This window comes from Citrobacter sp. Cpo037, assembly GCF_030332945.1.
GTDB classification, from domain to species: domain Bacteria; phylum Pseudomonadota; class Gammaproteobacteria; order Enterobacterales; family Enterobacteriaceae; genus Citrobacter; species Citrobacter portucalensis.
Map to the genome: position 1 here is coordinate 127,777 of NZ_JAOWGW010000069.1, position 21,403 is coordinate 149,179.

The window sequence follows — 21,403 nt, forward strand, 5'->3', positions numbered from 1 at the left end:
TCTTTAGCCATTAACTTCTTAGTTCATGCGATGCAAAAGGCATCACCACAATTACGCCCGGGCAGCCCGGCTCACTTCATTAGCAACACGCTCTGTGGCATCCGGTATGGATGCGGCGCGCGCACGTTCTGCCATGGTTAATAAGGTTTCTCGCGACCACCCGGAAAGGGTGTTCGCGACGGCATCCACAGTAAACTGCGGCTGCTCAAGAATTTTAGCGGCGCCCGCTTTCTCAAGCGGCAGCGCATTCCAGTACTGCTGTCGGTCTTTGTGCTGGAAAGGCACAAACAGCGCAGGCAAACCCGCAGCGGCAATTTCGCTTACCGTCAGCGCGCCGGAGCGACAAACTACGACATCCGCCCACGCGTAGGCGGCTGCCATATCATCAATAAACTCAGTGACCTTGTGCTGCGGTTGTCCCGCGTCGGCATACGCCTGTTCAACGGTTTGCTGCGCGCCTTTGCCACTCTGATGCCAGATAGTCACCGCGTCACCAAGCTTTGCGGCAACCTGCGGCATCGTCTGGTTCAATACGCGTGCGCCCTGAGATCCCCCGACGACCAGCACGCGAACCGGGCCTTCACGCCCCGCCAGACGCGCTTCGGGCAACGGCAGCGCCAGAACGTCGGTGCGTACCGGGTTACCCACCACTTCCGCATTCGGGAAAGCGCCAGGAAAAGCCTGCATCACCTTCGTTGCAATCTTCGCCAGCCACTTGTTGGTTAATCCCGCAATGCCGTTCTGCTCATGCAGGACAACCGGGATGCCTAATGACCAGGCAGCCAGACCGCCAGGGCCGGACACATAGCCGCCCATCCCCAGCACCACATCAGGCTTAAACTGCTTCATAATGGCGCGCGCCTGACGCCAGGCATTAAAAATACGCACGGGGGCGGCAAGCAGCGCGTTGACACCTTTACCACGCAAACCGGAGATGCGAATAAAGTCAATTTCAATGCCATGCTTCGGCACTAAGTCCGCTTCCATACGATCGGCGGTGCCCAGCCAACGAACCTGCCAGCCCTGGGCCATTAAATGGTGCGCGACCGCCAGCCCCGGGAACACATGCCCACCGGTACCGCCTGCCATCACCATTAACCGCTTCGGTTGACCACTCATCGTGCACCTCGTGTAAACGCCTGGGCTTTTTCCAGACGCGTTTCATAATCAATACGTAACAAAAACATGATGGCCGTCGACATAATCAACAAACTGGAACCACCATAACTGATCAGCGGTAACGTCAGACCTTTTGTTGGCAGCATACCTGCTGCCGCGCCGACGTTTACCAGGGCCTGGAAGCTGAACCAAATCCCGATGGAGCAGGCTAAAAAGCCTGAAAAACGGTGGTCAATTTCCAGTGCTTTGCGACCGATCGACATCGCGCGAAAAGCGACGAAGAATACCATTAAAAGTGCCAATACCACACCGATATAACCCAACTCTTCCCCAATGATGGCGAAGATGAAGTCGGTGTGCGCTTCCGGTAAATACTCCAGTTTTTGCACTGAATTACCTAACCCCTGACCCCAAACCTCACCGCGACCAAAAGCCATCAGCGATTGCGTTAACTGGTAGCCGCTGCCAAACGGATCTTCCCATGGGTTCCAGAAGGAGGTTACGCGGCGAATACGATACGGTTCGGCAAGGATCAGCAGCACCACCGCCGAAATCCCCATGCCGATAATGGCAATGAACTGCCACAGTTTCGCACCAGCGAGAAACAGCATCGCCAGCGTCGTGACAAACAGCACCACTACCGTACCAAGGTCAGGCTGCGCCAGCAGTAAGACTGCCAGCACCAGAATCACACCCATCGGTTTTAAGAAGCCGCGCAGGTTGTTACGCACTTCATCGACTTTACGCACCAGGTAGTTAGCGAGATAACAGAACAGCGACAGCTTGGTGAATTCCGCAGGCTGAATACGCAGCGGCCCCAGCGCGATCCAACGCGATGCCCCGTTAACGGAGCTCCCCACCACCAGAACGATCAACAACATGATGATCGAGGCGATCAGCATCGTCGTGCTGTACTTCTGCCAGAACTCCATCGGCAGACGCAGCGTCACCATCGCCAGACAGAACGCGAGGAAGATATACAGCGCGTCACGCTTAGCAAACAGGAAGGGATCGCCTGCTAGACGTTGCCCTACGGGCATTGATGCCGATGTCACCATCACAAAACCGATCGCTGCCAGACCAAAAGTCAGCCACAGCAGCATGCGGTCATACATGATCAGGCTGTCCGCGTCTTTATCACGCGAAGCCATCACCCAGCCTTTAAGTGCCGCGAAGATCCACGCCAGGACACCCAGTCCCGGTACGCGCGGCATTTTCAGACGAGGGAGAGAGAATCGCATCAACCCAACTCCTTCGCTAAACGGGTAAAGACGTCACCGCGTTGCTCAAAGTTCTTGAACTGGTCAAGGCTGGCGCAGGCTGGCGACAGCAGCACCATATCACCCGACTTCACACGCGGTGCGAGCAGACGCATTGCCTGCTCCATGGTTTCAGTGTGTTCCGCAACCTCAGGACGCAGAGCGGCAAGCTGCGCGCCATCGCGACCAAAGCAGTACAGACGAATGTTGTTGCCAGTCAGGTAGCGTTGCAGCGGCGTAAAGTCGGCGGATTTCCCATCGCCGCCCAGCAGCAGGTGCAACGTACCGTCAACGTGCAGACCATTCAGTGCCGCTTCTGTGCTGCCAACGTTGGTGGCTTTTGAATCGTTAATCCAACGCACACCGTTATGATTCAGTACCAACTGGAAACGATGAGCCAGACCGGTAAAGGTAGTCAGCGCTTTCAGGCTGGATGCCCGCGGCAGACCCGCAGCATCCGCCAGCGCCAGCGCAGCCAGTGCGTTGGTATAGTTATGCTGGCCGGTAAGCGTCATCTCTTTCACGTTCAGGACTTTTTCGCCCTTCACCCGCAGCCAGGTTTCACCCTGCTGACGATTGAGATGATAGTCACCCATGTTGATGCCAAAGCTCACGCAGCGCTCATCCGCCCCGCGAATCGGCATGGTCAGCGCATCATCGGCATTAACCACACACACTTTCGCATTCTCATAGACGCGCAGTTTGGCCGCACGGTACTGCTGCAAGCCAAACGGATACCTGTCCATATGATCTTCGGTGACGTTCAAAATGGTGGCGGCTACAGCCTGTAAGCTGGAGGTTGTCTCCAGCTGGAAGCTCGACAGCTCCAGTACATACAGCTCACGTTCGTCATCCAGCAGCATCAGCGCGGGCAGGCCGATATTTCCGCCAACACCCACGTTCACACCAGCCGCTTTCGCCATTTCTCCCACCAACGTGGTGACGGTGCTTTTCCCGTTGGAACCGGTGATCGCGACGATCGGCGCCTGCGCTTCACGACAGAACAGCTCGATGTCACCGACAATTTCGATCCCTGCATCAGCAGCGGCGCTCAGCGAAGGATGCGCCAGGGCAATACCAGGGCTGGCGACGATGAGATCGGCGGCCAGCAGCCAATCATCATTCAGGCTGCCAACATGACGCTCAACCGCTTCCGGCAATTTATCCAGGCCAGGTGGCGTTGCGCGGGTATCCATCACACGCGGCGTCACACCACGCGCCAGAAAGAAATCCACGCATGACAGCCCGGTCAATCCCAGACCGATAATGACGACTTTTTTACCCTGGTAATCAGCCATGATTAACGTACCTTCAGCGTTGCCAGGCCAATCAGCACCAGCATCAGCGAAATAATCCAGAAGCGCACAATTACGCGCGGTTCCGGCCAGCCTTTCAGTTCATAGTGATGGTGAATCGGCGCCATACGGAAGATGCGCTGTCCGCGCAGCTTAAAGGAGCCAACCTGCAAAATGACCGACAGCGTTTCCACAACAAATACGCCGCCCATGATTACCAGCAGGAACTCCTGACGCAGCAGCACGGCAATAATGCCCAGCGCGCCGCCCAGCGCCAGCGAACCGACGTCTCCCATAAAGACCTGCGCCGGATAGGTGTTAAACCACAGGAAGCCTAACCCCGCGCCGACAATCGCCGTACAGACGATCACCAACTCACCGGCATGGCGTAAATAGGGAATGTGCAGATAGTTGGCAAAGTTCATGTTACCGGTCGCCCATGCCACCAGCGCAAAACCCGCTGCCACGAACACGGTCGGCATAATCGCCAGACCATCCAGGCCATCGGTGAGGTTTACCGCGTTGCCAGTACCCACAATCACGAAGTACGCCAGCAGCACGTAGAACAGCCCCAACTGCGGCATGACATCTTTAAAGAACGGCACCACCAGCTCGGTAGCCGGGGTATCTTTACCGGCGAGGTACAGCGCAAAGGCTACACCCAGCGCAATCACCGACATCCAGAAGTACTTCCAGCGGGCAATCAGGCCCTTGGTATCTTTTCGCACCACTTTGCGGTAGTCATCGACAAAACCGATAATGCCGTAGCCAATCAATACCACCAGCACGCACCATACGTACGGGTTCGACGGATATGCCCACAACAGAACGGAGATAACAATCGCGGTGAGGATCATGATCCCGCCCATGGTTGGCGTACCACGTTTACTAAAGTGCGATTCAGGACCGTCGTTACGTACAACCTGTCCAAAGGACATTTTTTGCAAGCGGGCAATCATGCGCGGGCCCATCCACAAAGAGATGAACAGCGCGGTCAGCAGGCTGACGATGGCGCGAAACGTCAGATAGGAAAAGACGTTAAAGCCTGAATAATATTTGACCAAATGTTCGGCCAGCCAAACTAACATGTCCCAATCTCCTGTAATGCGCGTACTACCTCTTCCATGGCGGCACTACGTGAACCCTTCACTAAAATCGTCATGACCTGATGTTCTGCAATCAATGCTTTAAGATGCGCGGCCAGCGCGCTTTTATCCGCAAAATGTTCGCCAACGCCACTGGCGTCGCTAATTGCCTGACTCAGTTTTCCTGTACTCAGTACACGGTCGATACCTGCTGCTTTCGCAGCAACACCTACCTGTACATGGCATGCTTCACTTTCTGCGCCAAGCTCTGCCATATCGCCAACGACCAGTACGCGATAGCCCGGCATTTCAGACAGCACCTGCACCGCTGCGGTCATCGAACCGACGTTCGCGTTATAGGAGTCGTCCAGCAGCAGCTGATTTTCTGCGAGTTGAATCGGGAACAGACGTCCTGGTACCGCCTGCAGATCTTTCAAACCCGCTTTGATCGCCTCGTGCGTCGCGCCTACCGCCATAGAAAGCGCCGCCGCCGCAAGGGCGTTAGCGATATTGTGGCGACCCGGCAACGGCAGCAGGACATCAATGCTTCCGGTCGGCGTTTGCAGAGAAAATTCCGTGCCATGCGAGGTCACATGAACGTTGGTCGCAGAAAAGTCGCTGTTGGCCGCATTCGGGGAGAAGCGCCAGACTTTGCGATCGCCGATGATGCTTTGCCAGTTCAACCAGTCGTTGTTGTCGGCATTCATAATGGCGATACCGTTCGCAGACAGGCCGGTAAAAATCTCACCTTTTGCCTTCGCAACGCCCGCCAGAGAGCCGAAGCCTTCCAGGTGCGCGGCGGCCAGGTTGTTCACCAGCGCCGCTTCCGGACGCGTCAGGCCGACGGTCCAGGCGATTTCGCCCTGATGGTTGGCGCCGAGCTCAATCACGGCATAGTCGTAATCGTTGTTTAAGCGCAGCAGCGTCATCGGTACGCCGATGTCGTTATTCAGATTGCCCGCGGTATATAGGGTGTTACCACACTGGCTAAGAATGGCAGCCGTCATCTCTTTGACGGACGTTTTACCGGATGAGCCGGTCAGCGCGACAACGCGCGCCGGAACCTGAGCGCGAACCCACGCCGCCAGTTCACCAAACGCCAGACGCGTATCTTTAACAATCAGCTGCGGCAGGTTGGTGTCCAACGGGCGGCTGACCAGCAGCGCACCCGCCCCGCTCTCTTGCGCTTTGTCTGCAAAATCATGGGCATCAAAGCGTTCGCCTTTCAGCGCCACAAACAGGCAGCCCGGCGTCACTTTACGCGTATCGGTTGTTACGGCATCAAGGGTCAGATCGGCCCCTTTCAGTTCGCCACGGAGGATCTCCGCCAGTTGGCTGAGCGTTACGCTAATCATGCGATAACCCCCAGCAGACGCGCTGCGGTCACGCGGTCAGAATAGTCGAGACGCTGCGAGCCAACGATCTGGTAATCTTCGTGACCTTTCCCGGCCACCAGCACCACGTCGTTTTCTTTCGCCTGCATAATGGCGTTTGTCACGGCTTCTGCGCGCCCTTCCATCACCTTCGCCTGTCCGGCATCCAGCATACCCGCCAGAATGTCGTTAATAATGGCGCGCGGCTCTTCGGTACGTGGGTTGTCATCAGTCACCACGACAACATCTGCAAACTGCTCGGCGATTGCGCCCATCAACGGACGTTTGCCTTTGTCGCGATCGCCGCCGCAGCCAAAGACGCACCACAGTTTGCCTGTACAGTGCAAACGTGCCGCCTGCAGCGCTTTTTCCAGCGCATCTGGCGTATGGGCGTAATCAACCACCACGGTGGTTTTACCCGGCGCGCTGAACACTTCCATACGTCCGCAAACCGGCTGCAATTGTGTCGCCGTTTTCAGTAAATCAGCTAACGGATAGCCCAGTGCCAACAGCGTTGCCAGCGCCAGCAGAAGATTGCTGACGTTAAACGCCCCCATCAGGCGGCTTTCAATTTCGCCGTCGCCCCATGAGGAGGTAAAACGAATCGTTGCCCCGCTGTCGTGATACTTCACGTCAACCGCTTTTAACCAACGACCATGACAGTTCGGGTTGATGTGGTCTTCCATCGAAACGGCAACCGCATCCGGGAGTTTCGCCAGCCAGCGACGACCGACGTCATCATCCGCATTGACGATGGCCTGACCGCAATGGTGCGTGGAATACAGCAGCCATTTCGCGGCTTCATAATGTTCCATGTCGCCGTGGTAGTCGAGATGGTCACGGCTTAAGTTAGTAAATACTGATGCGGCAAACTTCAGCGCCGCCACGCGATGCTGAACCAGACCGTGTGAAGAGACTTCCATCGCGCCAACCGTTGCGCCCTGCGCTGCCAGCCCCGCCAGCACATGCTGGACATCAACTGCTGAACCGGTGGTATTTTCCGTCGGGATCACTTTGCCCAGCAGGCCATTGCCTACTGTTCCCATTACCGCGCTGGTTTCGCCAAGCAGTTGGCTCCACTGTGCCAGCAATTGGGTGGTGGTAGTTTTACCGTTGGTCCCGGTCACACCGACCAGACGCATTTTCTCAGAAGGCTCGTGGTAAAAACGGCCTGCCAGTGCAGATAAACGTTCGTTAAGCTGACTGAGATAGATGACCGGAACGCCGTGCATTTCACGGATTTCACCATCAGTAGCTTCATCTTTTGCTTCTGCAATAATGGCAGCCACACCTTGCGCTATCGCCTGCGGGATATACCGACGCCCGTCCGCCTGATGACCCAATACTGCGACAAAGAGATCGCCCGATGCAGCCACACGGCTGTCAAGCGTCATCTCCCGCAGTGCTCGCTCCGGTGCACCCGGCACCCATGGAGCAAGAAGGTCGCGCAAATTACGATCTGCCACCTGTTGCCTCGCCTTGATTATTCACAAATTCATTTTTATCGCCCGTTGTCAGCGCATCCGGCTCGATGTTCATGGTACGCAGTACGCCGCCCATGATGGCACCAAAGACCGGCGCGGAAACGGCGCCACCGTAGTATTTACCCGCCTGCGGATCGTTGATAACAACAACCAGCGCGAAGCGCGGCTGACTCGCAGGCGCAACACCTGCGGTATAAGCAATGTATTTGTTGATGTAGCGGCCATCTGGCCCTACTTTTTTCGCTGTACCGGTTTTAATGGCGATACGATAGCCTTTAATCGCCGCCTTCACGCCGCCGCCGCCGGGCAGCGCCACGCTTTCCATCATATGCACGACGGTACGCACGGTATCTTCCGGGAAGATACGCTCGCCCGGAACAGGAGGGTCAACTTTGGTAATCGACAGTGGACGATAAACGCCGTAGCTGCCGATCGTTGCATAGACTCGCGCTAACTGTAACGGTGTTACCATTAGCCCGTAGCCGAAAGAGAAGGTGGCCCTCTCTATGTCAGACCACCGTTGTTTTTGAGGATATAAGCCACTGCGTTCTCCGACCAACCCCAAATTGGTCGCTTTTCCCAGCCCAAAACGTGAGTAAGTATCTACTAACGCTGAGGACGGCATCGCTAACGCCAGCTTGGAAACACCGACGTTACTCGACTTCTGCAAAACCCCGGTGAGGGTTAATTCGCTATAACGCGCCACGTCTTTGATTTCGTGACCATTAATTCGGTATGGGATAGTGTTGAGGACGGTATTTTCGCGTACCACGCCACGCTGCAGCGCGGTCATCACCACCATCGGTTTAACGGTAGAACCCGGTTCAAACACGTCGGTGATGGTACGGTTACGCATCGCATCTTTTGGCGTACCGGTGAGATTGTTCGGGTTGTAGGACGGACTGTTGGCCATGGCCAGCACTTCACCGGTGTTTACATCCACCAGTACCGCACTGCCTGACTCCGCCTTGTTGAACGCCACGGCGTTATTCAGTTCGCGGTAAACCAGTGCCTGTAAACGCTCATCAATGCTCAACGCGAGGTTATGCGCCGCCTGGCTGTCGGTAGAGGAGATATCTTCAATGACGCGGCCATAACGGTCTTTACGTACAATACGTTCACCCGGTTGTCCGGTGAGCCACTTATCGAAGCTCTTCTCAACGCCTTCAATCCCCTGGCTGTCAACGTTAGTAAAGCCTATGAGGTGAGCAGTCACTTCTCCGGAAGGATAGTAACGGCGGGATTCTTCGCGCAGGTGGATACCCGGCAGCTTCAGTTTCTTGATGTAGTCGGCCATGTCAGGGTTTACCTGACGCGCCAGATAGATAAAGCGCCCTTTCGGGTTAGCGTTAATGCGGGAAGCCAGTTGATCGAGCGGGAGATTCAGCGCGGTTGACAGCGCTCTCCAGCGTTCGCCAACGCTCACGCCGCCTGCATCATGTACTTCTTTCGGGTCGGCCCATATAGCTTTAACCGGAACGCTCACCGCCAGCGGGCGACCAGAGCGGTCGGTAATCATTCCGCGTGATGTAGACACTTCCTGGACGCGTAGAGAGCGCATATCACCCTGACGCACCAGCATGTCTGGCGCGATGATTTGCAGCCAGGCAACGCGACCCAGCAGAAAACCCAGTGCCAGCAAAATACAGCCGCACAGTAACGCAAAACGCCAACTGATAAAGTTGGCTTGTTCTTCCTGGCGTTTTGGTTTGTGCGTTTTTGCCGCTGCTTTCATGCGTCGCGTTTATCCTTATTTTTGTACTACGATATTTTCTTGTGAGGGATCGACATGCTGCATTTGCAGCTTTTCCGTTGCGATCCGTTCAACACGGCTATGGTCGCCGAGCGCGTTCTCCTCAAGGATCAAGTTACGCCATTCGATATCCAGCGCATCTCGCTCCAGAACCAGCTGCTCACGCTGCGCGGTCAGTAACCGCGTATGGTGGGCTGTTGTCACGACGGTAACCGCCGTCAAAATAATGCAAATGAACAGGCAGAGTGGCAGCTTCCCAAACCGCAAAAGATCGTCACCGATCACGCCAGGCAAGGCATGGCGCTCGTTGCTTCCTATCGATCCTTTAACTTTGCTTAGGGCTTCTGTCACTCTGCTGATCATGCGTTCGTCCTCTCTGCAATACGCAGAACTGAACTACGGGCACGAGGATTCTCAGCTACCTCTTCTTCACCCGGCATCATCTTGCCTAGTGCTCTTAACTCACGGCCGCCCAGCTTTTTGATCTGCGCTTCGGTCATCGGTATTCCAGCCGGTACCTGAGGACCACGGCTTTGTTCACGCATAAAGCGTTTCACAATGCGGTCTTCAAGCGAATGGAAACTGATGATCGAAAGGCGACCACCTGGAGCCAGCACGCTGAGCGAGCTTTTTAGCGCCTGCTCTATCTCCTCCAGTTCACTGTTCACCCAAATGCGCACCGCCTGGAAGGTACGGGTCGCGGGATGTTTGAATTTGTCCTTCACCGGCATTGCCGCCGCAATGACTTCCGCCAGTTCTTTGGTGCGGGTCATCGGTTCGATGCGGTTGCGCTCGACGATGGCGCGCGCAATGCGTTTGCCGAAGCGCTCTTCGCCAAAGGTTTTAATCACCCAGGCAATGTCTGCTTCATCGGCGGTTTGCAGCCATTCGGCCGCTGACTGACCGCGTGTTGGGTCCATACGCATGTCTAACGGACCGTCACGCATAAACGAGAAACCGCGCTCTGCGTCATCGAGCTGCGGTGAAGAAACGCCCAGATCGAGTAGAATCCCGTCGATCTTACCGGTCAGTCCACGCTCGGCGACATAGTCAGCCAGCGCAGAGAAAGGTCCATGTACGATGGAGAAACGGGGATCGGTAATCGTTTTTGCAACGGCAATAGCCTGCGGATCGCGATCGATTGCCAGTAAACGTCCCTCTTCGCCAAGCTGGGAGAGGATCAGACGTGAGTGACCACCGCGACCAAATGTCCCGTCAATGTAGATGCCGTCTGGACGAATATTCAGGCCGTTTACGGCTTCATCCAGCAACACCGTTGTATGTTTATAATTTTCCGTCATTTTATAGAGACAAATCCTGCAATCGTTCCGACAACGCGCCAGTAACAGACTGCTCAGCGTCGATATCTTCCTTGACCTGTTGATACCAGGTCGTTTCATCCCACAGCTCAAACTTATTGAACTGCCCAACCAGCATCACTTCTTTCGTTAGCCCTGCGTGTTGCCGCAGAATGGGTGCTATCAGTAATCGACCAGCGTTATCCATCTGACATTCGCTGGCATGACCCAACAATAAGCGCTGTACGCGACGCTCAACTGGATTCATGCTCGACAGACGCGATAGCTTCTGCTCGATTATTTCCCATTCAGGCAGGGGGTACAGCAGCAGGCACGGGTGATGGATGTCAATGGTGCAAACCATTTGACCGGTAGCGCTCTCAAGCAGTTGATCCCGATAACGGGTAGGCACGGATAAGCGCCCTTTACTGTCGAGATTAACTAACGTTGCTCCCCGGAACATGCCAGTCTCACCCCCAATTACCACTTTATCCCACAAATTCCCACTTAAAGGAGTTTACGGAGCGGAGGAAAACCTTGTCAAGCAAGTCACGGCGCTTAGCGGAGCAAAAAACCCATTGTTTACGGCTAATATCAGCGTTGAACAAATTCCGTACAGCAAACGAAGCAAATTAACGTCATGAATATTTGTAAGAAAAAAATCCAACAACTCATCATTGTTTAAAACAACTGAATATCATCCAAAGAAAATATAAAGTGTCAGTTTGCGACGCGAGCGGCATTTTAGGACAATATGCAGCGAGTTAACAGTACCAGTTAATCGGTCTGTACGCCGCGCAGAGTCGAGGTAAGCACCAGATGGCCGCAATACGAGAGCAAAGTGTTTGTTAATTCGGCAAATCCATACAAGCATGTAACAAAATAATACAAGCGTAACGCGTCGTTACGTATCAATAACCCAAAAATGGATAGTTGCATTTTTAATTCGGGGTATTTCAAGAATGAATTTCAGATAATTCTAAAGAATATTCTTAAATATAATGCGGTTATTTCTGAGAATAGAAAAATTGAAGACGTCAGAGGCTTATCCCGCCGACGTCATCAATTGAGGAAACTTAGTTACGGCTGAGAATACCACGACGGTACAGATTACGCCGTATACGCGTTAAACCTGGTTTTGGTTTACGCGGTTCGTCCAGACTTGCCAGTACAATCTCCAGCACGCGTTCTGCGACATCGCGATGGCGCTGTGCCACTGCCAGTACCGGGCACTGTAGGAAGTCGAGCAGTTCGTGATCGCCAAAAGTCGCAATCGCTAAATCAGACGGCAGTTGCCCATCACGACGCAGGGTCACATCCATCACGCCCTGCAACAGGGCAAACGACGTGGTAAACAACGCCTGAGGCATTGGGTGCGTTTCCAGCCATTTATCAAACAACTGCGCAGCTGCTTCCCGCTCATAGCTGTTGGCGTACAGGAAATGGACTTCACGCGGATCGTCCTTCCACGCGGTACGAAAACCCTGCTCGCGCAGGAAACTGACGGATAATTCAGGAAGCGCGCCCAGATAGAGGACGGTTTCAGCAGGGAATTTGCGTAACTCCTCTGCCAGCATTTCCGCATCATCCTGATCCGCACCCACAACGCTGGTAAAATGTTCGCGGTCCAGTGCACGGTCCAGCGCCACAATCGGGAATGAACTGTTTGCCCAGCGTTGGTAGAACGGATGCTCAGGCGGCAAAGAAGTCGACACAATAATGGCATCGACCTGGCGCTGTAAAAGATGCTCAATACAGCGCATTTCGTTATCCGGCTGATCTTCAGAGCAGGCAATCAATAGCTGATACCCACGCTGACGCGCCTGGCGTTCCAGATAGTTTGCGATCCGGGTATAGCTTGTGTTCTCAAGATCCGGGATCACCAGCCCGATAGAACGTGTGCGTCCAGCACGCAGCCCGGCCGCCACGGCATTCGGGTGGTAATTATGCTCACGCACCACCGCCATGACTTTTTCAACCGTTTTGTCGCTTACGCGATATTGCTTTGCTTTGCCATTAATAACGTAGCTTGCAGTCGTTCGCGAAACGCCGGCCAACCGAGCGATTTCATCCAGTTTCACAATTGCCCCTTGCGTAAAATGTACAAACCATAACCTTTTAGATGGCATGGGTTAAACTTCTTAACATCTAAGCGCAGAATAATGACTGCGGCAACCGCTTTTGTCTCTGGTTACTGCTGATTTCGCAAAAAAAAGCGCAGCAGGTAGCATCAGCGCAAACGGGTACGTTACATGTAGGCCGGATAAGACGTTTATGCCGCTATCCGGCATGACCTCCACGATGAGGTCTGATATCGCTGTGCTTACCAGGCCTACGGTTGACGATTAGCGCATAATTTTATCGCCACGGGAGAGTCCCACCACACCGGAACGAGCAACTTCCACAATTTTGGCGACTTCACGTAGGGTTGCCAAAAACGCATCCAGCTTGTCGCTGGTGCCCGCCAGTTGTACTGTGTAGATAGACGGCGTCACGTCGATGATTTGCCCGCGGAAAATCTCCGTGTTGCGTTTCACCTCCTCCCGGCCATAACCGCTGGCCTGGATTTTCACCAGCATGATTTCTCGTTCAACGTGGGCACCCTGCCCCAGCTCGCTAACGCGCAGAACATCCACCAGTTTGTGGAGCTGCTTTTCGATCTGCTCAAGGACTTTCTCGTCCCCTACCGTCTGAATCGTCATCCGCGATAAGGTCGGGTCATCGGTCGGCGCGACGGTCAGGCTTTCAATGTTGTAACCACGCTGGGCGAAGAGGCCAATCACCCGCGATAATGCACCCGACTCGTTTTCCAGCAATACTGATAATATCCGGCGCATAATCAGGTCCTCTCCGTTTTGCTTAGCCACATTTCATCCATCCCACCCCCACGAATCTGCATCGGGTAGACATGCTCACTGCCGTCGACGGTGACGTCGACAAACACCAGGCGATGGTTACGCACATGCTCCAGCGCTTCACCCAGCTTGCTCTCCAGTTCATCTGGATGATTAATCTGGATACCGATATGCCCATAAGCCTCAGCAAGGCGCACAAAATCGGGCAGCGACTGCATGTAAGACTGGGAGTGACGCCCGGAGTAGATCATGTCCTGCCATTGTTTGACCATGCCGAGATAACGGTTGTTAAGGTTGAGCACCAGCACCGGCAGTTCATACTGCAGCGCCGTCGACAGCTCCTGGATATTCATCTGAATGCTGCCATCCCCGGTGACGCACACTACCGTTTCATCCGGCAACGCCATTTTCACCCCTAACGCCGCGGGTAAACCGAATCCCATCGTGCCGAGGCCGCCTGAGTTAATCCAGCGACGCGGTTTATCGAACGGATAATAAAGTGCGGCAAACATCTGATGCTGGCCAACGTCAGAGGTCACATACGCCTCCCCTTTCGTCAGACGCCAGATGGCTTCAATCACCGCCTGCGGCTTAATGCTTTCGCTTTGCGTGTCATATTTCAGACACTGACGGGCGCGCCAGTGCTCAATCTGTTGCCACCAGTCACGGTTATCATCCAGTGGCTGCTGTGATTTCTCCTGCTCCAGCAGTTCGAGCATTTGATCCAGCACCAGACGGGCATCACCCACAATCGGAATATCCGCAGTAACGGTTTTAGAAATAGAGGTCGGATCGATGTCGATATGCAGCACGGTCGCATTCGGACAATATTTTGCCAGGTTATTCGTCGTTCGATCGTCAAAGCGAACGCCGACAGCAAAGATCACATCGGAATGATGCATGGTCATATTCGCTTCGTAGGTACCGTGCATCCCTAACATACCCAGCGCCTGACGATGCGTGGCCGGAAACGCGCCCAACCCCATTAGCGAGGAGACAACCGGCAGATTCAGCGCTTCAGCAATCTGAGCTAACTGCTCATGGCAAGCAGCATTGACCGCTCCACCGCCCACATAGACAACCGGTTTCTTCGCCGCGACCAGCGTCTGTAGCGCCCGTTTGATCTGTCCCTTATGTCCCGTCGTCGTCGGATTATACGAGCGCATACTTACAGAGTCCGGCCAGCTATAAGGCAGTTTCTTCGCCGGATTCAGAATATCCTTCGGCAAATCCACCACCACCGGTCCTGGGCGACCGCTTGCTGCCAGCCAGAAGGCTTTTTTCAGCACCTGTGGGATATCTTCCGTTTGTTTGACCAGGAAGCTGTGTTTTACCACCGGGCGGGATATACCTACCATGTCGCACTCCTGGAAGGCATCGTAGCCAATCAGCGACGTTGCGACCTGTCCGGAGAGGATCACCAGCGGAATGGAATCCATGTAAGCCGTTGCGATTCCGGTAATCGCGTTGGTCGCCCCCGGTCCGGAGGTAACTAATACAACACCCACTTCTCCCGTGGCGCGCGCAAGGCCATCAGCCATATGTACCGCAGCTTGTTCATGGCGAACCAGCACATGATCAATACCGCCGACCGTATGCAGCGCATCATAAATATCGAGAACGGCCCCCCCGGGATAACCGAATACCTGCTTCACACCCTGATCGATGAGCGATCGGACGACCATCTCGGCTCCAGACAACATCTCCATGGCTTGCCTCACTCTTATAATGAATTACGGTTTAACAACACATTAACCGCTGACGATGACGCATGGCAATTGACTCCGAAGGGGTGGCACTGGAGTAAATAAGAATAAAAAGGAGGAAAGACGCGAATAAACGGAGAATTAAACCAGCATAAGCAATCAGTATGATAAAAAATCGCTTAAAAATGGGAGCTTACAGCAATTACTCTATTTTTTGACACTTTTGGACAGACGTAAAAAATAGAGTTCAGCATAAAATTTCAGTTATAAACTTAAAAGCAGAATAAACAGGATGTACCGCCCGGTTTACTCTGCCAAATGCTACTGCTTACAAACGGAGACTAACAGCTCTTCCATCCATTGATGCCCTTTATCCCGGCCTGCGGCTTCATGCCATGAAAGATAGCATGTGCGGCTGTTCAATTTTAACGGTAAAGGCAAGATCTGTAGTTCTAAAGAATCGGCAAATTCTTCTGCTAACCAACGTGGCGCAATAGAGACCAAATGCGTTTGCGACACAATATTAAGAACGCTAATTAATGCCATGCCCTGATAAGCCACGCAGGATTGTTTATCCGGTGTGTCATACCACGGTTGGCTGAATGATGCGAAGCGATCAAGTGACACCACCGCATGCTGTTCATTATAGACATCACTTTCCAGTAAAGGGCCGCTAATGCGCGGATGCTTTTTACTTGCCACTAACACCATTTCGTCATTGAATAACGGAATACTAGTAAATTCAGGACGTCGGAACTCTTCATAGCTAATAACGAATTCAGTTTCCTGGTAACGTAATTGATGCTCTGTATTTTGATTGAGTGAAGATTTAAATACGACATGAATGTTTGGTGCAACTTGCTCAACCCGATTATAAATCAATGACGTCAGGATATTATCCAATGGGCTGCACACGCAAAGATTGAATACGCGTTCGCTGCTGGCTGGTTCAAAGCCCGATCCAGGCAGTTCATTTTGCACTAATTGCAATGCCTGGCGAACAGAACCAAATAGCTGGAAGGCTCTTGCTGTCGGCTGGATACCGCGTCCATAACGAACAAAAAGCTCATCATTAAACATCACTTTCAGGCGCGCGACCGCATTACTGACAGCGGGTTGCGACATCCCCAAAGTATGCGCGGCACGGGTAATGTTTTGTTCTTGCATCACCGCATCAAAGACGGTTAATAAATTAAGATCAACCATGCGAAGCTGTGGCTTCCCCATATCTATAATATTTGTTTTATCTATTATTTTTACTTCTGGCATATTTAACTCCACTGTCACTCTAAACTCCCTTTTCCCAGACGGAGTGAAGAAATAATCTCCGTTAATATGATTTACCATACATATAAGATGAGAAAAAGAAAAAACATTAAAATTAGGAAAACATAAAGGCACAAACCTAAATGAACAAAAGACCAATGCGAGCGCAGTGTGGCAGGTGTCACTGCACGGTGATTCATATGTTTAAATTTCAAAAACAATATAACCATAAGCGCGGCGAATACACAATCATACATACAGTGAATGTATATTTAAGTTTTAATTAAATGTTTATATTATTAATACATTAAAAGTTAACATTAATTTATCAATTATGTGGTATCACACCGTTCCAACCCATTCATAGTCACTATAAAAACAAATAAATCATGAGGATAAAAAATCCCAGAGGCGGAGTTTTCTCCAGTTCGCCGTTACAATAAATGCAAATAATTATGCTCAAATATGTCAAACCATGAAAAACATGTACAACCATCAACTGATTAATTTTATGTACCCCAAAAAATTCAGCACAATTCGCTTAAGTTTTGCCGAAACTTCCCCCCTCAAGTGAGGCATTTGCTAGGGTGAGGGTTGACATCAGTCTTCATATCCAGTACCACTAAAAGCATATCGCATTCGCCTGGAGCTTAATTGATGACTTACATTGCTCGTTTCAACGGTCTACTACTACTAAACGCATCTTCATTGCGCGGTAGACTGGTGGACGACATTCAGCATTAAGTCAGCTCCAGTTAAGACAAAAACCCGCGCCGTTGCGCGGGTTTTTTTATGCTCGAAGCAAGGCGCCCTAAGAAACCAAGGACCTAAACCATGAGCCAGCAAGTCATTATTTTCGATACCACCTTACGCGATGGTGAACAAGCGTTACAGGCAAGCCTGAGTGTGAAAGAAAAACTGCAGATTGCGCTGGCCCTTGAGCGTATGGGCGTTGACGTGATGGAAGTGGGTTTCCCCGTTTCTTCACCGGGCGACTTTGAGTCAGTTCAGACCATCGCTCGTCAGGTTAAAAACAGCCGCGTTTGCGCCTTAGCACGCTGCGTAGAAAAAGATATCGATGTTGCCGCAGAATCGCTGAAAGTTGCTGAAGCTTTCCGTATTCATACCTTTATCGCCACCTCGCCGATGCACATCGCGACGAAATTACGCAGTACGCTGGATGAGGTCATTGAGCGCGCGGTCTACATGGTTAAGCGTGCGCGTAATTATACCGATGACGTGGAGTTCTCCTGCGAAGATGCAGGCCGTACCCCTATCGCCGATCTGGCTCGCGTTGTTGAAGCTGCTATTAACGCGGGTGCCAAAACCATTAACATCCCCGATACCGTCGGTTACACCATGCCTTTCGAATTTGGGGCAATCATTTCTGGCCTGTATGAACGCGTACCAAATATCGATAAAGCCATCATCTCCGTACACACCCATGATGATTTAGGTTTGGGCGTCGGCAACGCGCTGGCAGCCGTTCACGCCGGAGCGCGTCAGGTGGAAGGCGCGATGAACGGTATCGGCGAACGCGCCGGTAACTGCTCACTGGAAGAAGTGATCATGGCGATCAAGGTGCGTAAAGATATCCTGAATGTACAGACCCGCATCAATCACCAGGAGATCTGGCGCACCAGTCAGTTAGTCAGCCAAATCTGCAACATGCCAATTCCGGCAAACAAAGCCATTGTCGGAAGCGGCGCCTTTGCCCACTCTTCCGGCATCCATCAGGACGGCGTACTGAAAAATCGTGAAAACTACGAAATCATGACGCCAGAATCCATCGGCCTGAACCAGGTACAGCTGAACCTGACCTCCCGTTCCGGACGCGCCGCGGTGAAACACCGTATGGACGAGATGGGATATAAAGAAAATGAATACAGCCTGGACAACCTGTATGACGCATTCCTGAAACTGGCGGATAAAAAAGGTCAGGTATTTGATTACGACCTGGAAGCGCTGGCCTTCATTAATAAACAGCAGGAAGAGCCAGAGCATTTCCGTCTGGATTACTTCAGCGTGCAGTCCGGCTCAAACGACATCGCCACCGCCTCCGTCAAGCTGGCCTGCGGTGAAGAAGTTAAAGCCGAAGCGGCGAACGGTAACGGTCCAGTCGATGCTATTTATCAGGCTATCAACCGTGTAACTGAGTACAACATCGAACTGGTGAAATACAGCCTGACCGCCAAAGGGCACGGTAAAGATGCTCTGGGTCAGGTGGATATCGTTGCCAACTATAACGGTCGTCGTTTCCACGGCGTCGGTCTGGCGACAGATATCGTCGAATCTTCTGCTAAAGCGATGGTGCATGTGCTGAACAACATCTGGCGCGCCGAAGAAGTCGAAAAAGAATTGCAACGCAAAGCTCAGAACAACGAGAACAACAAGGAAACCGTGTGATGTCGAAGAATTATCATATTGCTGTTTTGCCGGGTGACGGTATTGGCCCGGAAGTGATGGCGCAAGCCCTGAAGGTACTGGACGCAATCCGCAACCGTTTTAACATGCGCATTACCACCAGCCACTACGACGTGGGTGGTGCCGCGATCGATAACCACGGTCAGCCGCTGCCACCTGCAACGGTTGAAGGCTGTGAACAAGCTGACGCCATTCTGTTTGGCTCCGTTGGCGGCCCGAAATGGGAAAACCTGCCGCCAAACCAGCAGCCAGAGCGTGGCGCGCTGCTGCCATTGCGTAAGCACTTCAAATTATTCAGCAATCTGCGCCCAGCTAAGCTCTACCAGGGGCTGGAAGCGTTTTGCCCTCTGCGCGCAGATATTGCCGCGAACGGTTTCGACATCCTGTGCGTACGCGAACTGACTGGCGGGATTTACTTCGGTCAACCAAAAGGCCGCGAAGGCAGCGGACAACATGAAAAAGCCTTTGATACCGAGGTTTATCACCGTTTCGAGATCGAACGTATTGCACGTATCGCGTTTGAATCCGCTCGCAAACGTCGCCGTAAAGTTACGTCGATTGATAAAGCTAACGTACTGCAAACGTCTATTCTGTGGCGCGAAATCGTCAATGAAATTGCTAATGAATACCCAGACGTTGAACTGGCGCATATGTACATCGACAACGCGACAATGCAGTTGATTAAAGATCCATCCCAATTCGACGTGTTGCTGTGCTCTAACCTGTTTGGTGACATTCTGTCCGATGAGTGCGCCATGATCACCGGTTCGATGGGCATGTTACCGTCCGCCAGCCTGAATGAGCAGGGTTTTGGTTTGTACGAGCCTGCTGGCGGTTCAGCTCCGGACATCGCCGGGAAAAACATTGCCAACCCTATCGCCCAGATCCTGTCGCTGGCGCTGCTGCTGCGCTACAGCCTGGATGCCAATGATGCGGCAACCGCAATTGAGAGCGCCATCAACCGCGCATTAGAAGAAGGCATTCGCACCGGTGACTTAGCCCGCGGCGCTGCCGCAGTCAGTACCGATGAAATGGGCGACATCATTGCCCGTTACGTCGCAGAAGGGGTGTAATCATGGCCAAAACGTTGTACGAAAAATTGTTTGATGCGCACGTCGTCTTTGAGGCGCAAAACGAAACCCCACTGTTGTACATCGACAGGCATCTGGTGCATGAAGTGACCTCTCCGCAGGCGTTTGATGGACTGCGCGCGCATGGCCGTCAGGTACGCCAGCCAGGTAAAACCTTTGCCACCATGGATCACAACGTCTCTACCCAGACCAAAGACATCAACGCGTCGGGTGAGATGGCGCGCATCCAGATGCAGGAGCTGATTAAGAACTGTAACGAATTTGGCGTCGAGCTGTACGACCTGAACCATCCGTATCAGGGTATCGTTCACGTGATGGGGCCAGAACAAGGCGTGACGTTGCCGGGTATGACCATCGTCTGCGGCGATTCCCACACCGCTACACACGGCGCGTTCGGCGCACTGGCGTTTGGCATTGGCACCTCTGAAGTTGAACACGTTCTGGCGACGCAGACCCTGAAACAGGGGCGCGCCAAAACCATGAAGATTGAAGTCAACGGTAAAGCAGCCCCTGGCATTACCGCCAAAGATATTGTGCTGGCTATTATCGGTAAAACCGGTAGCGCAGGCGGTACCGGACACGTGGTTGAGTTTTGTGGCGAAGCCATCCGTGCATTGAGCATGGAAGGCCGGATGACCCTGTGCAATATGGCCATTGAAATGGGCGCCAAAGCGGGTCTGGTCGCACCGGATGAAACGACATTTAACTATGTTCAGGGTCGTTTACACGCACCGAAGGGCGAGGATTTTGACCACGCGGTTACATACTGGAAAACCCTGAAAACCGACGACAACGCGACGTTTGATACCGTCGTTACCCTGCAGGCAGAAGAGATCGCTCCGCAGGTCACCTGGGGAACAAACCCGGGTCAGGTCATCTCGGTGAACGATAATATTCCCGACCCGGCGTCATTTGCCGATCCCGTTGAGCGTGCATCAGCTGAAAAAGCGCTGGCGTATATGGGGCTGATACCGGGTATTCCGTTAACGGAAGTGACTATCGATAAAGTGTTCATCGGTTCCTGCACCAACTCGCGTATTGAAGATTTACGCGCCGCGGCAGAAATCGCCAAAGGGCGCAAAGTTGCGCCGGGTGTGCAGGCACTGGTGGTGCCGGGCTCTGGTCCAGTGAAAGCGCAGGCGGAAGCAGAAGGTCTGGATAAGATCTTTATCGAAGCCGGTTTTGAATGGCGTTTACCGGGCTGTTCCATGTGCCTGGCGATGAACAATGACCGCCTGAACCCAGGCGAACGCTGCGCATCCACCAGCAACCGTAATTTTGAAGGTCGTCAGGGCCGCGGTGGTCGCACGCATTTAGTCAGCCCGGCCATGGCCGCCGCTGCCGCCGTAACCGGTCATTTTGCCGACATTCGCAGCATCAAATAAGGAAACTACC

At 53.1% G+C, this 21,403-nt stretch carries 18 protein-coding genes; 4 read left to right on the forward strand and 14 right to left on the reverse strand.

Features of this window, described 5'->3' with window-relative positions; genetic code table 11:
* Nucleotides 1-51: 51 nt before the first annotated feature.
* From murG to leuO, 14 genes are all read right to left on the reverse strand, one after another.
* Entirely contained in the window at nucleotides 52-1,119 is a 1,068-nt protein-coding gene (gene murG, locus OGX94_RS16325; protein ID WP_003829528.1) for an undecaprenyldiphospho-muramoylpentapeptide beta-N-acetylglucosaminyltransferase, read from the reverse strand.
* A complete protein-coding gene (ftsW, locus tag OGX94_RS16330) occupies nucleotides 1,116-2,360 on the reverse strand; it encodes a cell division protein FtsW (RefSeq protein ID WP_003829529.1) in 1,245 nt (414 codons plus the stop codon). Before ftsW ends, murG begins: the two co-directional genes overlap by 4 nt.
* Nucleotides 2,360-3,676 carry a UDP-N-acetylmuramoyl-L-alanine--D-glutamate ligase gene (murD, locus tag OGX94_RS16335; RefSeq protein WP_003829532.1) on the reverse strand — a complete coding sequence of 439 codons (1,317 nt, stop codon included), beginning with the start codon at nucleotides 3,674-3,676 and terminating at the stop codon, nucleotides 2,360-2,362. The genes ftsW and murD overlap by 1 nt, the downstream gene beginning before the upstream one ends.
* Before the next feature lie 2 nt (nucleotides 3,677-3,678).
* Nucleotides 3,679-4,761, reverse strand: a complete 1,083-nt coding sequence (mraY, locus tag OGX94_RS16340) for a phospho-N-acetylmuramoyl-pentapeptide-transferase (RefSeq protein ID WP_003018774.1) — start codon at nucleotides 4,759-4,761, stop codon at nucleotides 3,679-3,681.
* Nucleotides 4,755-6,113 carry a UDP-N-acetylmuramoyl-tripeptide--D-alanyl-D-alanine ligase gene (gene murF / locus OGX94_RS16345; RefSeq protein WP_191219574.1) on the reverse strand — a complete coding sequence of 453 codons (1,359 nt, stop codon included), beginning with the start codon at nucleotides 6,111-6,113 and terminating at the stop codon, nucleotides 4,755-4,757. Before murF ends, mraY begins: the two co-directional genes overlap by 7 nt.
* The gene (gene murE / locus OGX94_RS16350; RefSeq protein ID WP_003829536.1) at nucleotides 6,110-7,597 is read right to left on the reverse strand and encodes a UDP-N-acetylmuramoyl-L-alanyl-D-glutamate--2,6-diaminopimelate ligase; all 1,488 of its coding nucleotides are present in this window, start codon (nucleotides 7,595-7,597) and stop codon (nucleotides 6,110-6,112) included. Before murE ends, murF begins: the two co-directional genes overlap by 4 nt.
* Nucleotides 7,584-9,350 (reverse strand): peptidoglycan glycosyltransferase FtsI, encoded by a 1,767-nt coding sequence (gene ftsI / locus OGX94_RS16355; RefSeq protein WP_003829538.1) that lies wholly within the window; start codon nucleotides 9,348-9,350, stop codon nucleotides 7,584-7,586. Before ftsI ends, murE begins: the two co-directional genes overlap by 14 nt.
* Before the next feature lie 15 nt (nucleotides 9,351-9,365).
* Nucleotides 9,366-9,731, reverse strand: a complete 366-nt coding sequence (ftsL, locus tag OGX94_RS16360; protein WP_000625651.1) for a cell division protein FtsL — start codon at nucleotides 9,729-9,731, stop codon at nucleotides 9,366-9,368.
* On the reverse strand, nucleotides 9,728-10,669 hold the full coding sequence (rsmH, locus tag OGX94_RS16365; protein ID WP_003018789.1) for a 16S rRNA (cytosine(1402)-N(4))-methyltransferase RsmH: 942 nt from the start codon (nucleotides 10,667-10,669) through the stop codon (nucleotides 9,728-9,730). Before rsmH ends, ftsL begins: the two co-directional genes overlap by 4 nt.
* Nucleotide 10,670: 1 nt before the next feature.
* A complete protein-coding gene (mraZ, locus tag OGX94_RS16370) occupies nucleotides 10,671-11,129 on the reverse strand; it encodes a division/cell wall cluster transcriptional repressor MraZ (protein WP_003018792.1) in 459 nt (152 codons plus the stop codon).
* A 613-nt stretch (nucleotides 11,130-11,742) separates the two neighbouring features.
* Nucleotides 11,743-12,747, reverse strand: a complete 1,005-nt coding sequence (gene cra, locus OGX94_RS16375) for a catabolite repressor/activator (RefSeq protein ID WP_003018794.1) — start codon at nucleotides 12,745-12,747, stop codon at nucleotides 11,743-11,745.
* A 264-nt stretch (nucleotides 12,748-13,011) separates the two neighbouring features.
* A complete protein-coding gene (ilvN, locus tag OGX94_RS16380) occupies nucleotides 13,012-13,503 on the reverse strand; it encodes an acetolactate synthase small subunit (protein WP_003829566.1) in 492 nt (163 codons plus the stop codon).
* Between the two features lie 2 nt (nucleotides 13,504-13,505).
* On the reverse strand, nucleotides 13,506-15,230 hold the full coding sequence (gene ilvI / locus OGX94_RS16385) for an acetolactate synthase 3 large subunit (protein WP_003829567.1): 1,725 nt from the start codon (nucleotides 15,228-15,230) through the stop codon (nucleotides 13,506-13,508).
* A 318-nt stretch (nucleotides 15,231-15,548) separates the two neighbouring features.
* Nucleotides 15,549-16,496 (reverse strand): transcriptional regulator LeuO, encoded by a 948-nt coding sequence (gene leuO / locus OGX94_RS16390; protein WP_020996231.1) that lies wholly within the window; start codon nucleotides 16,494-16,496, stop codon nucleotides 15,549-15,551.
* Nucleotides 16,497-17,150: 654 nt separating this feature from the next.
* Here leuO and leuL point away from each other — a divergent pair.
* The 4 genes from leuL to leuC all read left to right on the forward strand — a co-directional run bounded on the left by leuL (nucleotide 17,151) and on the right by leuC (nucleotide 21,393).
* The gene (gene leuL, locus OGX94_RS16395) at nucleotides 17,151-17,237 is read left to right on the forward strand and encodes a leu operon leader peptide (RefSeq protein ID WP_048998978.1); all 87 of its coding nucleotides are present in this window, start codon (nucleotides 17,151-17,153) and stop codon (nucleotides 17,235-17,237) included.
* 90 nt (nucleotides 17,238-17,327) lie between these two features.
* The gene (leuA, locus tag OGX94_RS16400; RefSeq protein WP_003829569.1) at nucleotides 17,328-18,899 is read left to right on the forward strand and encodes a 2-isopropylmalate synthase; all 1,572 of its coding nucleotides are present in this window, start codon (nucleotides 17,328-17,330) and stop codon (nucleotides 18,897-18,899) included.
* Nucleotides 18,899-19,990 carry a 3-isopropylmalate dehydrogenase gene (gene leuB, locus OGX94_RS16405; RefSeq protein WP_003829570.1) on the forward strand — a complete coding sequence of 364 codons (1,092 nt, stop codon included), beginning with the start codon at nucleotides 18,899-18,901 and terminating at the stop codon, nucleotides 19,988-19,990. Before leuA ends, leuB begins: the two co-directional genes overlap by 1 nt.
* A gap of 2 nt (nucleotides 19,991-19,992) precedes the next feature.
* On the forward strand, nucleotides 19,993-21,393 hold the full coding sequence (gene leuC, locus OGX94_RS16410; RefSeq protein ID WP_257662295.1) for a 3-isopropylmalate dehydratase large subunit: 1,401 nt from the start codon (nucleotides 19,993-19,995) through the stop codon (nucleotides 21,391-21,393).
* The last annotated feature ends 10 nt before the right edge of the window (nucleotides 21,394-21,403 follow it).

Bases quoted from the DNA above. Each gene is read 5' to 3' on its own strand.
- murG (WP_003829528.1), bottom strand. From the start codon at position 1,119: ATGAGTGGTCAACCGAAGCGGTTAATGGTGATGGCAGGCGGTACCGGT.
- ftsW (WP_003829529.1), bottom strand. From the start codon at position 2,360: ATGCGATTCTCTCTCCCTCGTCTGAAAATGCCGCGCGTACCGGGACTG.
- murD (WP_003829532.1), bottom strand. From the start codon at position 3,676: ATGGCTGATTACCAGGGTAAAAAAGTCGTCATTATCGGTCTGGGATTG.
- mraY (WP_003018774.1), bottom strand. From the start codon at position 4,761: ATGTTAGTTTGGCTGGCCGAACATTTGGTCAAATATTATTCAGGCTTT.
- murF (WP_191219574.1), bottom strand. From the start codon at position 6,113: ATGATTAGCGTAACGCTCAGCCAACTGGCGGAGATCCTCCGTGGCGAA.
- ftsI (WP_003829538.1), bottom strand. From the start codon at position 9,350: ATGAAAGCAGCGGCAAAAACGCACAAACCAAAACGCCAGGAAGAACAA.
- ftsL (WP_000625651.1), bottom strand. From the start codon at position 9,731: ATGATCAGCAGAGTGACAGAAGCCCTAAGCAAAGTTAAAGGATCGATA.
- rsmH (WP_003018789.1), bottom strand. From the start codon at position 10,669: ATGACGGAAAATTATAAACATACAACGGTGTTGCTGGATGAAGCCGTA.
- mraZ (WP_003018792.1), bottom strand. From the start codon at position 11,129: ATGTTCCGGGGAGCAACGTTAGTTAATCTCGACAGTAAAGGGCGCTTA.
- ilvN (WP_003829566.1), bottom strand. From the start codon at position 13,503: ATGCGCCGGATATTATCAGTATTGCTGGAAAACGAGTCGGGTGCATTA.
- ilvI (WP_003829567.1), bottom strand. From the start codon at position 15,230: ATGGAGATGTTGTCTGGAGCCGAGATGGTCGTCCGATCGCTCATCGAT.
- leuO (WP_020996231.1), bottom strand. From the start codon at position 16,496: ATGCCAGAAGTAAAAATAATAGATAAAACAAATATTATAGATATGGGG.
- leuL (WP_048998978.1), top strand. From the start codon at position 17,151: ATGACTTACATTGCTCGTTTCAACGGTCTACTACTACTAAACGCATCT.
- leuA (WP_003829569.1), top strand. From the start codon at position 17,328: ATGAGCCAGCAAGTCATTATTTTCGATACCACCTTACGCGATGGTGAA.
- leuB (WP_003829570.1), top strand. From the start codon at position 18,899: ATGTCGAAGAATTATCATATTGCTGTTTTGCCGGGTGACGGTATTGGC.
- leuC (WP_257662295.1), top strand. From the start codon at position 19,993: ATGGCCAAAACGTTGTACGAAAAATTGTTTGATGCGCACGTCGTCTTT.